At 60.9% G+C, this 16315-nt stretch carries 18 protein-coding genes; 15 read left to right on the forward strand and 3 right to left on the reverse strand.

Going from position 1 to position 16315, the window contains the following annotated elements; all coding sequences use genetic code 11:
• Positions 1-368: 368 nt before the first annotated feature.
• On the reverse strand, positions 369-632 hold the full coding sequence (locus U5S82_20990) for a Txe/YoeB family addiction module toxin (protein MDZ7754043.1): 264 nt from the start codon (positions 630-632) through the stop codon (positions 369-371).
• Complete coding sequence (locus U5S82_20995) at positions 629-871, reverse strand: type II toxin-antitoxin system Phd/YefM family antitoxin (GenBank protein MDZ7754044.1); 243 nt, start codon at positions 869-871, stop codon at positions 629-631. The genes U5S82_20990 and U5S82_20995 overlap by 4 nt, the downstream gene beginning before the upstream one ends.
• A 177-nt stretch (positions 872-1048) precedes the next feature.
• Between U5S82_20995 and U5S82_21000 the strand changes: the two genes are divergently transcribed.
• Entirely contained in the window at positions 1049-1333 is a 285-nt protein-coding gene (locus tag U5S82_21000; protein MDZ7754045.1) for a hypothetical protein, read from the forward strand.
• Here the strand turns inward: U5S82_21000 and U5S82_21005 are convergent.
• Positions 1251-2606: an IS1634 family transposase gene (locus U5S82_21005; protein ID MDZ7754046.1), complete on the reverse strand. Its 1356-nt coding sequence runs from the start codon at positions 2604-2606 to the stop codon at positions 1251-1253. The genes U5S82_21000 and U5S82_21005 overlap by 83 nt on opposite strands.
• On the opposite strand from U5S82_21005, the gene U5S82_21010 reads away from it, so the two are divergent.
• From U5S82_21010 to U5S82_21075, 14 genes are all read left to right on the forward strand, one after another.
• Entirely contained in the window at positions 2561-2980 is a 420-nt protein-coding gene (locus U5S82_21010; protein ID MDZ7754047.1) for a hypothetical protein, read from the forward strand. The genes U5S82_21005 and U5S82_21010 overlap by 46 nt on opposite strands.
• A gap of 197 nt (positions 2981-3177) precedes the next feature.
• A complete protein-coding gene (locus U5S82_21015) occupies positions 3178-4560 on the forward strand; it encodes a sigma-54 dependent transcriptional regulator (protein MDZ7754048.1) in 1383 nt (460 codons plus the stop codon).
• Positions 4561-4855: 295 nt separating this feature from the next.
• Complete coding sequence (locus tag U5S82_21020) at positions 4856-5104, forward strand: hypothetical protein (protein ID MDZ7754049.1); 249 nt, start codon at positions 4856-4858, stop codon at positions 5102-5104.
• A gap of 28 nt (positions 5105-5132) precedes the next feature.
• Positions 5133-5753, forward strand: coding sequence for a DUF4255 domain-containing protein (locus tag U5S82_21025; GenBank protein ID MDZ7754050.1), 621 nt, complete (start codon positions 5133-5135; stop codon positions 5751-5753).
• 37 nt (positions 5754-5790) lie between these two features.
• Positions 5791-6549, forward strand: coding sequence for a hypothetical protein (locus tag U5S82_21030; GenBank protein ID MDZ7754051.1), 759 nt, complete (start codon positions 5791-5793; stop codon positions 6547-6549).
• Between the two features lie 13 nt (positions 6550-6562).
• Positions 6563-8260 (forward strand): phage tail sheath subtilisin-like domain-containing protein, encoded by a 1698-nt coding sequence (locus U5S82_21035; protein MDZ7754052.1) that lies wholly within the window; start codon positions 6563-6565, stop codon positions 8258-8260.
• Between the two features lie 127 nt (positions 8261-8387).
• Positions 8388-8846 (forward strand): phage tail protein, encoded by a 459-nt coding sequence (locus tag U5S82_21040; GenBank protein ID MDZ7754053.1) that lies wholly within the window; start codon positions 8388-8390, stop codon positions 8844-8846.
• 186 nt (positions 8847-9032) lie between these two features.
• Positions 9033-10586, forward strand: a complete 1554-nt coding sequence (locus tag U5S82_21045; GenBank protein MDZ7754054.1) for a hypothetical protein — start codon at positions 9033-9035, stop codon at positions 10584-10586.
• Positions 10583-11077 (forward strand): phage tail protein, encoded by a 495-nt coding sequence (locus U5S82_21050; protein ID MDZ7754055.1) that lies wholly within the window; start codon positions 10583-10585, stop codon positions 11075-11077. The genes U5S82_21045 and U5S82_21050 overlap by 4 nt, the downstream gene beginning before the upstream one ends.
• 9 nt (positions 11078-11086) lie before the next feature.
• Positions 11087-12010 (forward strand): hypothetical protein, encoded by a 924-nt coding sequence (locus U5S82_21055; GenBank protein ID MDZ7754056.1) that lies wholly within the window; start codon positions 11087-11089, stop codon positions 12008-12010.
• Complete coding sequence (locus tag U5S82_21060) at positions 12007-12180, forward strand: hypothetical protein (GenBank protein ID MDZ7754057.1); 174 nt, start codon at positions 12007-12009, stop codon at positions 12178-12180. Before U5S82_21055 ends, U5S82_21060 begins: the two co-directional genes overlap by 4 nt.
• Positions 12181-12292: 112 nt before the next feature.
• Positions 12293-13381, forward strand: a complete 1089-nt coding sequence (locus U5S82_21065) for a contractile injection system protein, VgrG/Pvc8 family (protein ID MDZ7754058.1) — start codon at positions 12293-12295, stop codon at positions 13379-13381.
• A complete protein-coding gene (locus tag U5S82_21070; GenBank protein MDZ7754059.1) occupies positions 13378-14076 on the forward strand; it encodes a phage baseplate assembly protein V in 699 nt (232 codons plus the stop codon). The genes U5S82_21065 and U5S82_21070 overlap by 4 nt, the downstream gene beginning before the upstream one ends.
• A 152-nt stretch (positions 14077-14228) precedes the next feature.
• Entirely contained in the window at positions 14229-16310 is a 2082-nt protein-coding gene (locus U5S82_21075; GenBank protein ID MDZ7754060.1) for a hypothetical protein, read from the forward strand.
• Positions 16311-16315: the final 5 nt, after the last annotated feature.

Here is a 16315-nt window from a genome sequence, read left to right on the forward strand (position 1 = left end):
GCTCTCGTCGTCTCCTCCCACCAACAGCGGCCTTCCCCGACTGTCCACCGGATCGGCATCTTCACTTTGTTCACGAGGCTACATCTCGGTTCGCTTGCGCTGCGGCCTGCGGTTTTGCATCTACGTAACTTACGACCCCCGGTTACCCGGACGCCGCTCCGCGACACTACAAAGGTGTACGAGCAACTCCTTTGGCGGGACTCTAACCCGCTAGTTAATCAGCCTGTTACGGCATACGGACAGTTTACCTAACCTGTCAGGGGCGGCCGAGCGAAGGGCTCGGGAGAAGCTGGGTTGGACACCGAGGATCACCTATGACGAGCGGGTGACCCGACTGTCAGCGTCCGGGTTGACGCTGTTTTCATGCATTATTCGTAATGACTCCATAGCCGTAACACCTTAACGACCCGCTCCTTTTCCAGCACTTGGTATACCAACCGATGCTGTATATTGATTCGCCTCGAATAAGCTCCAGCAAGATCGCCGACGAGCTTCTCGAAAGAGGGCGGCTTCTGAAACGGGTCTTCAGCGAGGATGGCCAATAACTCCCGTCCCTTTGGTTTCAATCCGCTTGAAGCCAGCTTCTTCGCGTCCTTTTGTGCTTGCTTCGTATAGACTAGCCGCCAACTCACCAATCCAGGTCCTTGGCGCACTCGTCAATGGGCGTTTCCATGCCTTCCCGGATCGATTCGCGCATACCAGGGACAGATAGCAGAAACAGCGTCTCTTGGATCGCCTCCCAGTCTTCCTCGGCAATTAGCACCGCTTTGTTCCGCTTTCCCGATATCAGCAACGGCTGATGTGAGGATGCGGCCTCGTCGATCAGGCGATACAAGTTAGCACGGGCTTCACTGGCCGTAATTGCGGTCATGATACCTCTCCGTTAGGGCTGTCTGGCTTCAGTGTACGTAATATCGTACGTACGTCAAGAGGTACGCCCCGGCTGCATGACGTGGATATCGATGGTTACGCTTGCCTGGTTTCGTTCGTTGAATCCTGCTTGATCCCTCGTTGCCACGCCCCCATGTTTCCGGAAAAAGAGGGCAGCATGGCCAGCACCGATCCATCCCCCTTCACCCGGTGGCGCAAGCGCCGTCAGCGGCAGGGCTTCGTGCGCGTCGAGGTTCAGGTCCGGAAGGAAGACGCCGCTCTCGTTCGGGAGGTCGCTACAGCCCTCGGCGATCCCGAGCGCGAAACCGAGACGCGCGCCATCCTCCGAGAGAAGATCGCGCTGCCCTGGACCGGCGATCTCAAGGCGCTGCTCGCCTCTGCGCCGCTCGAGGGAATCGATCTCGAACGCCCGCGCGATTTCGGGCGCGATGTCGTGCTGTGAGTTTTCTCATCGACACCAACATCGTCGCGGAGGTTCGCAAGGGCGACCGCTGCGATCCGGCCCTGGCGGCTTGGTGGGCGGGCGTCGCGGAGGACGACCTCTGGCTCAGCGCGCTGGTGCTGGGCGAGATCCGCAAGGGCGTGGAACTGGTGCGAGGGCGCGATCCCTGGATGCGGATGGGCAGCGCCTCGATATTGTGCTCATGCATCTGGGCCCGGATTTTGCGTTCGATGAGGCTCAGCAGCATCAAGGCGACGAACCATATCAGGAGCATGGCCTCGATGCGCCGGTTATTTTTGAGAAATACCGGGGCGACCTGCAAGACGGTCTTGCCGGCGCTGAAGCGCTTCTCCAGATGGGGTTGGTCCTTGTAGGCGAGGAAGACTTCCTCGGGAGACAGGTCGGTATTGTGCAGCAACGGGAACAGTCCGTCGGTGCGCCGGGCGGCGGCGATGGCGCGGTCGTTGCGCTGCCAGTGCAGCTCGAAGGTGACGTGCTCGCGGGTTTCGTACCGGCTGTTGGGGCCGGGGCGTCCCGGGCCGACTTTCACCCTTTCGGAGCGGTGGTGCTCGCTCAGCTGCGCGTCGATGTAGGGATGGGCACTGCCGAGCGCCTTGTCCACGGCCTTTTCGATGGCCTGCCGGGATTTGAGTCGATGCCGGCCGAGCTTGCCGGCCAGCTCGGTCAGCGCCTGTTCGGCCTTGTCGAGGGTCCGGTCGCGATTGCCCCGTTCCAGGGCGGCCTTGCTCTCGGAGTGGACCCACACGATGCGATGGCCCTGCCAGGGCTGCGGGGCCTGGAACAGGCGGTAGTGTTGTTCGTCGCCTTTCTTGCGCGGATTGGGGCGGCTCAGCTGCTGTTGCCAGGGGATGTCGGTGCCCTCGCGGATCTGCTCGAGGAAGGCGGTGACGGGCTTGAAGTTCCGGGGCATGATCGTGATGAACTGCCCGCCGTGTTCGGCGATGCGGTCGAGGTTGTCCTGGGCGCAGAGCTTGCTGTCGGCGACGTAGATGAAGTCGCTGCGGCCGAGCAGCTGGCGTAGCGCCTGCCAGTTGGTCTGATGGGTGGTGACATCGCTGCGGTTGCCGTCGTACCACTGCGCCAGCAGTGGCACATGGCCGTCGGCGGTGACGTTCAGGCCGAAGACGATCTGCTTGCAGTCTGGCCGGTGGTCTTTGTTGTAGCCGTGGCAAAGATAAGGAGCAGGCGCAGGCGGCCGAGCACTGGGTGTTGGAGAAGGCGCAAGCCATCCTTGAAGGACGTTCCGGCCCAGTGGCGGCCGGGATAAGGATCAAGGCCAAGCGCTGCGCGCTGTCAGCGAAGAAGCAAGAGGTCATCGCGACAGTGGCGAATTACTTGACCAACCATACTGCGATGTTGCGTTACGACCAGTTCATGCAACAGGGTTACCCGATAGCAACCGGCGTGATCGAAGGCGCGTGCCGCCATCTGATTGCTGATCGGTTCGAAATAACGGGGGCGCGTTGGTCGCTAAAAACCGCGGAGGGCATCCTTCGGCTTCGTGCGATCCGCGCCAGTGGCGACTGGGATAGGTATCAGGCATTCCACAAGAAGCAGGAGTGGAAAAGAAACCACCTTCAGCGCTTCCACGGGCCGGAAACACAAGCCATGGTTTGGGCGGAATGAGTCGTTCTAAAAGAGCCGCACCCTAAGTCTTTGTCAACTAATGTATTCCGTTGTCATAAGACTCTGAGGGTGTTGCTGAATTGGCGGCTTTGATCTAAGTTATATTTCTGAATGCCATCATAAGCATAGCTGTTAGGGTCCGCGGGCGGGGCGCTCGATCTCGCCTGCCGTCGGCAAATAGGGAAGGGGACCGTACTATGGGCCAGGAACAGCCACTCTTTTCCTTGATTTCCAGCCAACCGGAGGCGCTTGCCGCTTGGCTGAAGCCTCATCTCGAGCATCTAAAACCCGATTCCATCCGTTATCTGACCCCCGGGGCGCTGGCGACTGTGGTATTGGGGCCTCATGAGGCCTTGATAGTCGACTTTACCTCGTTCGATGCGGATCCCCGGGCAGGGATTGCATGGTCCAAGCTCAAGAACCACCCGGTGCTCGGTCTGCTTCCTGCCGAGGAGATCGAAATACCCAGTCAGCGTACCCAAGGCTGTAGTGAGGTTATAGCCTGGCCGGGAGTGCATGAGGAACTGGCGGCCAAACTTCAGCGCCTGCAGCGTCTGGCCTCGGCCGGGCGACGGATCGAACAGACATTGCTGCTCAAAATCAACCTCATTGGTGAATCCGAGGCGTTTCGTAAGGTCATGTCGGATATCGGCAAATATTGCAAATGCGATGCGCCGGTGTTGATTCTGGGCGAGACCGGCACGGGCAAGGAGATGATCGCCCGCGCTATTCACTACCAGGGGCTGGAGGATGGTAAGCCGTTCGTCGCGGTCAACTGCGGCGCCTTGCCGGATAACCTGGTGGAAAACGAACTCTTCGGTCATGCCAAGGGCGCGTATACCGATGCCCGGCAGGCGCAGTGCGGTCTGGTGGAGCAGGCCAAGGGTGGCACGTTGTTTCTGGATGAGATCGAGGCCCTCAGTGCCAAGGGCCAAGTGGCCTTGTTGCGGTTTCTGCAGGATTATGAGTTTCGGCCCTTGGGCGCGTCGCGCAGCAGACGAGCGCAGTTACGCCTGATCACCGCCAGCAACGAGCCCTTGGAGCACCTGGTAGCACAGGGCTTTTTCCGCAGGGACCTGTTTTATCGAATCAATATACTCAGGTTATGCCTGCCGCCCTTGCACGAGCGCGGTAATGATGTGGTAATGCTGGCCGAGCATTTTGTCTCCCGATATCGAGAGATTTATCAGCAGTACGACAAATATCTGGATCCCAATACGCTCAGGTGGATGGTGCACTACGACTGGCCCGGGAACGTGCGCGAACTGGAGAATCTGATCCTGCGTGAATTTTTACTGTCCGATTCGTCCTGTATCAGCATACAACCACTCTCCGCCGCTGTCGGCGAGGGGCGCAGCAATATCTGTGAACGTCGCTTTGGCGATCTCTACGACCGTAATTTCCAGGACGCCAAATCGACGGTGGTGCAGGAATTCGAGCGCAGTTATCTGCAATATGTGCTCCAGGAGGCCAACGGCAACGTGTCTCAAGCGGCGCGCCAGGCGGGCAAGGAGCGCCGCACCTTCGACAAACTGCTGGAAAAGCACGGTATTAGCAGAAAGCAATTTGTCAGCGAGTGATACCGTACCAGGCCATCCATTAAACGCTGCAATTCAATCGTCCCCTGTGCCGTGAACAGGAGGGATAGCCCTGCTGTCGCTGTGCTATGCCCGCAACATCCCCGGCGCGCCGCGGTACCGCGCCCGCTATAGGGGCAAATCTGCCCAACTCAAGGGGAAGGATGCGGGCCTTTTTACCCGAGTGGCCGCCCTCAAACGCAGGGCCCATCATTAAGGATCAAGAGGTTACCTCCCGTGATTGCTTGGCATGCTTTCTGCTCACCCCCTTAGGTAAGCAACGAGCATGAGGTCACCCATGGGTGAGAGGGAGGAGCGGGTCCGCGACGTGGCCCGAGAAATCGAACATTACTTAGAGTCTCATCCACAAGCGGCCGACTCCCTCGAGGGCATCGCCAACTGGTGGATATCGCGACAGCGCTTGCAAACCGAACTCGAAGTGGTTCGAGCGGCTTTGGAACAGTTGTCTCAAGCGGGAATTGTTTCCGCCCGGTGGGGCCGTGACAGGCAGGGCCCGATTTATCGTCTGAACAAGAAAAATCACTGAGCAGTGACCATAGGCGTTGATTAGAGACATGGCGACGATCAAGAGCATTCATTCGGTCTGTAACTCCATCGTTCAGTATCTGCATAACGCCTATGAGGCCTATCCCGTGCCCGACGGGGAGCCAAATTCCACCATGCAGGACGAGCACCCCTGCCGCTTTCGCGTACTGGCCTCTGGGGAGCTTGAACCCAATGCGGAGTTCGGGACATCCCTGACCCTCTATCTCTACCGCGTCCTGATTAACGAACACGTGCGCAGCCAGCCCTCGGTACGCGGAGGAGATAGTGACAAACTGCCACTACCAGTGGACCTGCACTTTCTGATCAGCATCTGGGCCGATAGCGCAGCGGCCGAGCAGACCATCTGTGCCTGGGTTATGAGTCAGCTGCATCAACACCCCATCATGGATGTATCGTCCCTGACGCTAGAGGGAGGCTGGCGCCAGGACGACGTGGTACAGATCATTCCGGCGGAGCTTTCCAACGAAGATCTAATGCGCATCTGGGATGCCCTGGCTCCCAACTATCGCCTGTCCCTGTCCTATATTGCCCGCGTTATTCGTATCGATCCGGACGATGCCGGAACGGGTCTGCCGGTCGTGGCGACACGTTATCAATATCAAGCGAAGGGCGAAGTCGATGCCGGTTGAGCGCATAGAACAACGGGTGTTGGGGGCGCTACGACTGGTGGACCGGGCCACCCAGTCACCCGTGATGGGTCCGATGAAGATCACATCCGATGCCGTCCGGCTGATGCGCAACCGGCGCGGCCTGTTCGTCATCACCCATGCCGACGGCCTGGAGTCTCATGCGGAAGAGTTTTTTGAGCCACCGGACAGACCGGCGCCGGCGGCCAATCAATACAGACTCGCCATCGAGGATCCGCAACGGCGGTATCTGCCACGTCTGCTGATGGTGCGCCTGCCGCGCGATCCCGACCCGGACAATGTGGCCAATCCCGACTCGCTCTTTACGCCCCAGGATGTGGCCATGTATCCGGCCAGCACCGCCAGCCTGGCCCACAACTGGAGCAGTGTTCGCGTTGCCGTGAGTCAGGGCCCTGATGCCCGGACTGCGCCGCCGCTGCGCGGCGTCTTGATCCGCATAATCGATATCGAGAACGAAGCCGTACTTGCCAGCGGCATCTCCGACTTGCGGGGCGAGGCGCTGGTGGTCGTACCCGGCGTCCCGGTAACCAAGTTCGCCGACGAGGAAGAGGAAGGTCCACCGGAAGTTGTCCCCCCGGGCGGCGGACACGAGGATGAGCCGGCGGTGCTGGTCCACGCCCTGGCGGTACGGCTCGAGTTGTCATTTGCGGCGGGCGGCGAGTGGCCCGTCAATCCGGATCTGCTGGAACGAAACCATGAAAGCAATAGGCGCGTGAGCATGGGTCTGGAACTCGTCACCGGACGAATGGAACGCCTAGCAATCAACCTGACTTCATAAAGGGAGACCGACCATGCCAGAGTATCTAGCCCCCGGCGTCTACGTGGAAGAGACCAGCTTTCGCGGTAAATCCATCGAGGGTGTCAGCACGAGTACCACCGCCTTTACGGGTCCGACGCGTAAGGGTCCGACCAGCGGTGAACCAGTGTTGATCACCAGCTTCGGCGATTTCGAGCGCATCTTCGGTGGTTTCGAGAACCTCGACTTCGGCGCGGGCGAGGTGCCCAACTATGTGGCCCATGGGGTGCGCAATTATTTCGATAACGGCGGTGCGCGACTGTTCATGGTGCGCGTTTACAGCGCAAGCGGCGGCGACGGCATTGCCCGCAGTGCCTTCGCCGGGGGTGATGCCGACGATAACAACAATATCCGCTTCATTGCCCGTTCACCGGGTCGCAGTGGCAACGGCACGCTCACCGTCTCGTTGTCCCAGACGCCGGTTACCGCCATGTCGCTCGATCGTGCGCCGTTCGGCACCTTGATGGACGATGGCGGTACGGTATTCATCCGCACCGAAGCGGGTTTCGTCGACGGCAGTGACAACGCCTTCGGTGGCGCCGGCTCGCTGGGCGGTGATGAAAACTTCATCAGCGCCAGTGTGCTGGTCAGCGATGCCGACGGTAATGAGATGTTTTATGAGAATCTCGGCCTGGCCGCCGGCCACCCGCGTTACATCGGTGACATCCTCAGCCCCAACCCGGACCGCCTGGTAGACCAACTCGAACTTCCTTTTGCCCTGGAACTGGGCGATGGGGTGGATGCCTTCCGTCTCCATGGCATTCTCGACGGCATCGACGGGACGGCACAGACCCTCGCCGGCGGGGGCGATGGCGGCGAACCCGCAGCGGGTGACTACACCGATTCCCTGATGGAACTGGGACGCGTGGATGACATTTCCATCGTCGCCGCGCCGGGCTATGCCTCGTTTGCCGACCGGGAGGGGATTCAGGGCGCCTTGATCGGCCATGCCGAGACCCGCAAGGCGTATCGATTTGCCGTGCTCGATGCCCGCCAGGGCATCCTCCCCACCGAGGCCCTTACGGATAAGAGCGTGGTCGACTCCAGTTATGCCGCCATGTATTACCCCTGGATAGTGGTTTCCAATCCGTTGGCACGTCCCGATGATGTGAGCATCCCGCGCGAGATCACACTGCCGCCCTCCGGTTTCATCTGTGGTATCTATGCCCGCAACGATATCGCTCGCAGCGTCGCGAAGTCACCGGGCAATGAGGTGGTGCGCGGTGCGCTGCGCTTCGAAAGGAACATCAGTCATGCCGAACAGGAGTTGCTCAATCCGCGAGGCGTCAACTGCCTGCGTTTCTTTTCCGGGCGCGGCTATCGGCTGTGGGGATCGCGCACAGCCAGTTCCGATCCGGAATGGAAATACATCGGTCCGCGGCGTTACTTCCTGTTTCTTGAACACTCCATCGATCGCAGTACCCAGTGGGCCGTGTTCGAGAACAACGGTCCCGAGCTATGGGCCAATGTGCGGGAGGCGGTAACCAGTTTTCTTTATAACGAATGGCGCAGCGGCAACCTGCTCGGCAATACGCCGGAAGAGGCCTTCTTCGTGCGCTGTGATCGCAGCACCATGACTCAGAACGATCTGGACAACGGCCGCCTGATTTGCCTCATCGGTGTGGCTGTGCTGAAACCGGCCGAGTTCGTGATCTTTCGAATCGGTCAGAAGACCGCAGAAGCGCGTGGCTGATAAGGACTGGAATGCTGAGACATCCCCAACCTTTCCTTGGGTGACAGCGGGCACGGGATGAATCTAAAGAAAACAGCAGCGCCGGGCTCTGCCCAATAAGAATCATTGAACCAAGGAGACAACCATTATGGCTGAACGCACCACCCCCTACGGCGCTTTCAATTTTCTGGTGAACCTTAATGGTCCGCTTGGGCCGGAGGCGCCCCTGGGCGGTTTCTCCGACGTCAGCGGACTGGGCGTCGAGATCACCATGGCTGAGTACCGCAACGGCAATGAAAAGGAGAACCACGTACGTAAGGTGGCCGGTATCCACAAGGTCTCCGACGTCACATTGAAACGCGGTATCGTCAACTCAGAAGATCTGTGGGACTGGATCAAACAGACCCAGCGCAGCGGCCCTGAGGCCAAGCGCACCGTGGTCATCACCCTGCGGGACGAGGCCGGAGAGAGCGTCGAGTCCTGGACCCTGCGCAACGTGGTGCCCATGAAGTACACCGGTCCCACCCTGGCCGCCAAGGGGGGCGGCGATGTGGCTATGGAGGAGTTGGTATTGTCTTCGGAAGGCATTGACCTGGAAGTCGCCTGAGTAGGTTAGCCGAAGCCCCGACACACCTTTCCCTCAGCACCCTGAAGAGCATGAAGGAGCGGGCTGGGGTGAGGAGATATGAAAAATTCAAACAGTGGAGGGTGGTTATCTGATCGCCCCCCCAACCCCCTCCTTGAAAGAGGGCGTGTTAAAGCAAACGCAACTAGAGGAAACAAGCAACCAGCAATGAAAGGCCTGATCTTCGAAGCCCTGAGCCCCCAAATGGCTGCGGCCTCAAACCGCACCGATGTAGCCTGCTTTATCGGCTTCGCGGCTATGCGCGAGATCGATCCGCCGGCCTCTGTGAGGCGATGGCTTCAACACGAAGGGTGGTGGTCCACGGTCACTACCAGGGGTATCCAGACCGGCGCAGAGTCACTCTACGACGTGCCCATCCCGCTCCACAACTGGGAAGAGTTTGATCAGTTGTTTGCATGGGACCAACGTGAATATGGTGATGCGGAAACATTGGGGGCGACCTATCTGGGAGCAACGGTGCGATCATTCTTCGCCCAGGGCGGGCGCAAGTGCTTCGTCATCTCTCTGGCTGACCCCGTAGCCGTTGCGGCGGACCGCGCCACGCGCGACGACTTGCTGTTGCAATTGGTACCCCACTATAAAGGCCAGCGCTCGCGCCGTAGCGAGTGGCACGGGCTCCATCATCTCTTCGGCCTTCCCGAGGTGTCGTTCGTGGCCATGCCCGACCTGGCCGAGTTGGCCTCATCGTATCGCGAGGATAGGGCAACGCCGGTTGAAGTGCGGCTGCCCGAACCCCAGTTCGTGGCGTGTTCACAGCCCAGCGTGCCTGCCGTGGAGCGGCACGTGATCCATCTCGCCGCGCCACGCTGTAGCGATTCCGAGTATGAGGTCTGGTGCACGGTGCTGCGTCGTACCGCGCAGTGGATCTCGACGTTCCGTCGCGACGTGCAGTTGCTGGCCGCCTTGCCCCTGCCCCATAAAGAGAGCAGTGCCGCGCGCGATCTGCTCGCCTTCATGCACCTGCAGGGTTGGCTGAACGGCAATCTGCAAATCGGCAACAGTCTCGCCACGGCTTTTCTGCAACTGGGGTATCCCTGGCCGCAGCAGCGTTATGCAGGCGATTTGCCAGCCACGCTGGAGCCGCCGGAAGGTGTCATGGCCGGACTGCTGGCGCGCAATGCTCTGACACGCGGCACCTTCCGCAGCGCCACTACTGTGAATATTCAGGACGTGATCGACATCGCCCCGCATCTCTCGCACGCGCAACAGTTCGCGCACAACCCGGCGGCACCGCTCCGGGCCTCGCCGGAGGCACCGTTGATCGACCGCGTCTCCCTGTTGGCACAAACGGCGGAGGGTTATCGCCTCATCTCGGATGTCACCACCAGTAACGATAGCACTTACCGCCAGGGCAATATCAATCGCACCATCGCCCTGGTGATGCGCGCCGCACGTACCATCGGCGAGGAGTACGTCTTCGAAACGTCGGGTGAACGGCTGTGGCAACAGATCGAGACCCGTCTTGGCGATGTGCTCGGCGCCATGCAGGCGGCCGGCGCGCTGGCAGGACGGCGCCCCGCGGACGCCTTCCAGGTGCGATGTGATCGTTCCACCATGAGCCAGCAGGACATCGACAGCGGCCGGATCATGGTGCTGGTGATTATCCGCCCCGCTGCCAGCATCGAGACTCTACGTATTCAGCTGGCCATCGGTGACGGCGGCAGGGTTTCCCTCTCGGCCCTGGGTATGGAGGCTGCATGAGCGATGTCTACGACTATCCGCTGCAGGGTTTCCGCTTTCAGGTGGATTTCAAGGAGCAGATGCTGGGCAATGACACTGCCGGCGGTGAAGTGGTCCTGTGCAGCGGGGCCTTCTCCGAGTGCAGCGGCCTGGAGGTGACCATGGAACCCAAGTCCATCGAGGAAGGCGGCCGCAACTGGGGTGCGGCCCAGCGTATGGGTGCCGTCAAGTTCGGCACCGTGGTGCTGAAACGCGGCCTGACGCAGACCGACGATCTGTGGGCCTGGTTCAACCTGGTGGGCGAGGGCGCCTACGCCCAGCGGCTGAATGTTTCCATCACCCTGTTCGATCAGGCTGGTAAGGGCGTCTTCACCTGGACCCTGAAACGGGCCCTGCCCACTAAGTTCAAGGCGCCGGACCTAAACGCCAGCAACAACGAAGTCGCCATCGAGGAACTGCACCTGGTCCATGAAGGTCTGGCCCGTGTCGCCGCCGCTGTGAAGCAATTATAGGAATCCTTCATGCCCGATACACCCAACATCGTCAGAGCCAACTTCAAGATTCGCGGCAGCGATGATAGCTTTGAGGTCCACTTCAATCCGGCGTCACTGCAATACACCATCAGCAACCAGATGAAGAATACCGGATCGGGCAACTCGGCTAAGCAATACGTGGACGAGAGCACCGGCAAGCTTTCCCTTGAATTGGTCTTTGACACCACAGACAGCGGCGAGGATGTGCGACTGCACTCGGTCAAGGTGGCCAAGTTGATGGAGCCGCAGGAGAGCGACAAGACACCACCCGTCGTCGAGTTCGAATGGGGCCTTTATACCTTCGCTGGCATGATGGAACAGTACAAGGAGACCATTGACTTCTTTTCCCCTGACGGCGTGCCGTTACGCGCCTCGGTGAACCTGACCCTGGCCAGCCAGGACGAAGTCTTCGAGGGCGGTTCCTCTGAACGCACTGCCAACACCACTGGTTCGCTTGCCGCCAGCACTGGCATCAACAGTGTGCAGACGCCACCGCCGCCCGACAGCGACGGTCGCGGTGTCACCCAGGTGGCCACCCAGGCGGGCAATCCTACGGCCGCGCGTGCGATTGCGGCGCAAAACGGACTTGAAAACATGCGCTTTACGGGCGGCGCCCAGTTGCAGCTCAACGCCTCGGTGTCGGCGGCCGGGGTTTCATCATTGGCCGCTGTCAGTGGCGCTGCGGGGAGCGCATTTGGCGGCTTGCATACCCAGGCGAAGGGCGCGCCCGGCGGGGCCATCAAACTGAACAGCTTCTTGCGCCCCGCCGGCACCGCCCAACTGGGCACGGAGGCTGTCGCCGCTTTCGCCGTCGGCGGCCAGGCGCGCCTCCAGGGATCGGCCAGTTTCAAGGCCGATGTGGGCACGGCGGGCGCCCTCAAGGCGCGCATGGAATTCGACGGAGGTGAATGATGAGCGTGGTATTCGACGAGGTGGTGACGCAGGTGGAGACGCCGCCGAAGCCGGCGGACAATGAACAGACGCCAAGCAACGAACAACCATCGCCGCACCAGAGGGCCCATTGCTGGCAGCAGCAACAGGCGACTTTCTGGCGCCGGAAATTGCGTCTCGAGGCGGATTGATAGCCATGCTCTGTGAAAAGAGCCCGCGCTCGTTTTGCCCGGTAGAGGGTTGGGTTGCAGGAATGGAAAACAAAACACAACCCGTGCCGACAAGCCAGAAGCCCTGTAGTTCATGAGCGTCACCGCCCTCAACCGCGCTCCCGTCTACAATGCGCGTCCCATGGTGGAGGTGGACGGCCAACGCTTCGACAAACTCAACGAGCTGTTGCTGGCCATGGAGATGCGCGAGCAGGAAGGCGGCCTGTCGGCTATGGAACTGCGCCTCAGCAACGTCGCTAGTGACCCAGACGGTAGCGCCGCTTACGCTTTCGAGGACGAACGTGAGATACGTTTCGGTTCCAGCATCACCGTGTTTGCCGGCGATGTCAGGGAACCGCAGGAGCTGTTTCGCGGCATGGTGACGGGGCTCGAGGCGGACTTTCCTGAAGGCGCGCCGCCGGAGTTGTTGGTCTTGGCGGAGGATAAGTTGCAACAGGCGCGTATGGCTCGCCGCAGCCACTCGTATCGGGACATGTCCGTGGCCGATATCGCCAACGAGATCGCCCAGCGTCTTAGCCTGCAGGCACGGGTCACCGGCCTGACCTCTCCCACCGGCACGTGGGTGCAATTCAACGAAAGCGATCTGGCCTTTTTGCGTCGACTGTTGCGTCGCATCGATGCCGACCTGCAGATCGTCGAGGATCGGCTCGAAATCGCGCCTGTCAGCGAAATGCAGCGCCAGGTGATCCAGATGGAGATGTTCCATGATCTGCGCAGTGTGCGCTTCATCGCCGACCTGGCTCATCAAGTCAGCGAGGTTACGTGCGCTGGCTGGAATCCAGTGGCCGGCCAGGCGGTCAGCGGCCGCGGCAGCGGCGTCAATCTCGGTCCCGGACAGGGACGGCGCGGTTTCGATCTGTTGCGCGACGCCGTGGGCGACCGCAGCGAGCACGTAGGCCATATTCCGGTCACCACGGATGAGGAGGCCCAGGCCCTGGCCGACACAGTGTTCGATCAGCGGGCCCGTGGCTTCGTGTGTGCCGAGGGCACGGCCGGCGGCCATCCCAATATTCGCGTTGGCAGCCATCTACAACTGGGCGGTGTGAGTGCGCGTTTCGAGAACACCTATTATGTCGTCAGCACCCATCACCGCTACGACGTGCGGTCCGGTTATCTGACCGACTTCAAGGCCGAATCCTCAGCGTTGGGGGAGGCCTCATGAGCGACCAGGCGCTGATGAGACAGCTCATCCCCATGCTTCATGGCGGCAGTTATCTTGCCCGGGTGACGGCGGTGAACGATCCCGATGGCATCGGCCGGGTGAAAATCCGCCTGTTTTGTTTCGATGCGGCCGACACTCAGGACGCGGAGATCTGGGCCCGCGTCGCCGTACCCTTCGCCGGCAACAACCGCGGCGCCTTTCTTATTCCCGATGTGGGAGACGAGGTGCTGGTGAGTTTCGTCAACAGTGATCCCCGCCAGCCTATCGTCATCGGCGGACTATGGAGCGGCAGCACCGACGTGCCCGAGACTTTGGGCGGCAGCGGTGACAGCGTCGACCGTTGGAGCATCACCGGCAAGGCCGGTACCCATATCGCCATCGTCGAGGAACAGCCATCGGATGCCACAATCAGCTTCACTACCCCGGGCGGTGTCAGCGGTGAGCTGACCGACGCGGGCGGCGGCAAGATCGAGTTCCGCATCAGCGGCACCACGGTCACTTACGAACCCCAGGGGGTGACGGTTGAAACGGGCATGAACGTCAAGGTGCAGGCCACCCAGGTGGAGGTCACCGCATCGATGGTGACGGTCAATGCCGCCATGTCGCGCTTCAGTGGGGTGGTGCAGTGCGACACCCTGATCAGCAACAGTGTTATCAGTGCGTCCTATACACCGGGGGCGGGCAACATATGGTAATGCTAAGAAGTAACGGACGCAGGCCTGACGTCAAGGTGGGATGGCTCGGCCCCCTGCCAGTCTGGGCGCGGCCCGGCCCCGCAGGCCTACGCCTGGCGGACAACGGGCGCGCCGGTCGGCCTGCCATCCTGCGTTTCGATCACGATGACTTCATGCAGGAATACATCGGGATTCTGGGGAGTGAGCCGGAACGCCTGGATGAATGGGTCGCTCAACCGGAGACTTGGCGCGCGCCCATGGCCTCACCCAACCCCCCGCAGGCCGAAACACCGGAAGTTTCCCGGGTCGCGTTCCTTTTTGACAAGACCTACCGATTGGCGTCGGCCAGGAAACTGCAGTTGCCCATGGCCATCAATCTGCAACCGGTGAAGGGCGCGTTCAGAAAACAGCATCCGGTTCCGGTCTCAACCGTTGCTGATGAACAATTGCCGCTGAAACTGTTTCAGCCGGCGCAGAAACGCCATTATCTGGTGGCCGCCTCGCTGATCTGCGAACAACCCGGTCTACCCGATTGCGTACTGCAACTGACCCGGCAGGAAAAGGTGAGCTTCGTCGTACGTCGTCTGCTGCCGCCGGAGGACAATGCTAGCGCGCCGCTGGAGCAGTGGGAGGAATACGCCTTCGTGTCCGGGCCGAAACAGAACAGCTGGCGCCGCATCGGCACGCATGACGGCGCCGTTCCTCGCCGCCTGGTGGCCGGCGAGGAGCAACTGCCCATGTTCCCCGTCAGCTTCGCCCACAAGGTGTGTGGCGACAGCCGCAAACTGTTCAACGGCACCATTCCCGTCGGTCGGCGTGAACAGTGGGTGGGGGCGGAAGTGGGCGCCGATGCGGTCGCCGACGACAGCTTGAGCGCCGGTCGCAGCGTGGCCGCGACGTTGTTGCAGGCCGATGTGGTGGCGCCGTGGAAACTGTTGCTGGAACAGGCCGAGTTCAAAAAGAACGGCGCCGATAAGAACTTTTCCAACTTCGGCGCTGATGCCACGGCCCAGGCCCGTGAGCGCAAGCGGCTGCTGCGCAGTGCGCGCGATGCGTTGCAAACCGGCGCTTGGTACGTGCTGCTCGATCTCGCCCGTTTTATCGGGCAACACCTACCCGATGTGTGGCAGGCGCTTGAGGGCGAACGGGAATTCTCCAGCCTCAACGGAGGCGAGCAGGCGCTGGTGACCACCCTCAACAACACGGCGCTCGCCGGTGAACTGGGTTGGGAGCTTGTCGCCGGCAAACCGACCGCCGAGGCCCTCACCGATGCTGAGCGCAATCTGCTCGAGTTGTTGCAAATCCTCGCCTGGTGGAATCAGGGTAATCCGGGCGCCATCGATGACGACTTGCTGGAACTGCTGTACGGCTTGGGCTGGGGTCATAACATCCCCTCAGCCGGCGCCCCTTACAAGTTCACCACGCTGAAGTGGACCTTGAGCGATGCCCTGCTTGCCGCAGCAGATGCGGAGCAGGGGCTGGAAGCCGTGGACACCACCTTTATCCGTTTCAACGAAGGCGGTGCGCCGATTTCGGTGGATGACCAGTGGCCGGATTTCATTTTCCCCCTGGCCGATCCCGACCGCGATGCCCCCATGCCGGCGGTGGCAGATTCCGAGCTGCATGGTCTCAACGGTCTGGAACGCAAACAGACGGCCGTCGATGCGTTGGCCGAGATGATCGAGGCGCTGCTGCCGCCGGGCGAGCCGGCGGACGAACTGATGGATAGGGTGCCGGTGGGTGATATGCGCGAGGCCTGGTTTGTGATCCGTTGCGTCTACGAGCGACCGCATTGCGGCCCCCTGTTTCCGGCCCTGGTGAGTGCCGCGACGCAGAAATTTCAGATGGCACCGTTCTTCGATCCCGATGCCCCGGCGCGGCCGGTGCGCATCCCCATGCCGTTGGATATCTCGCCGGCGGGTCTGCGCAAGTATCAAAAGAACACTGGCTTCGTCATCTCCGACATGCTGTGCGGCAAGATCAAGGGCATCCGCAAGATGAGCTTCGCCGATCTGGTGTTGTCGGTGCTGCCCTGGCCGTTTCACAAGGACCTGCCCGATACCGGTGGCGGTACATGCAGGGACAGCGGCGGCAACGGTTTCGGCATGATCTGTTCGCTGTCGATTCCCATCGTCACGCTCTGCGCCCTGATCCTGATGATGATCATGGTGGCGTTATTTGATCTGGTTTTCCGCTGGATGCCGTATCTGTTCACCTGCCTGCCCATTCCGGGATTAAAGGGCAAGAAGGCGTGATGAGG

It is taken from the genome of Gammaproteobacteria bacterium (genome assembly GCA_034522055.1).
GTDB lineage: Bacteria > Pseudomonadota > Gammaproteobacteria > JAABTG01 > JAABTG01 > JAABTG01.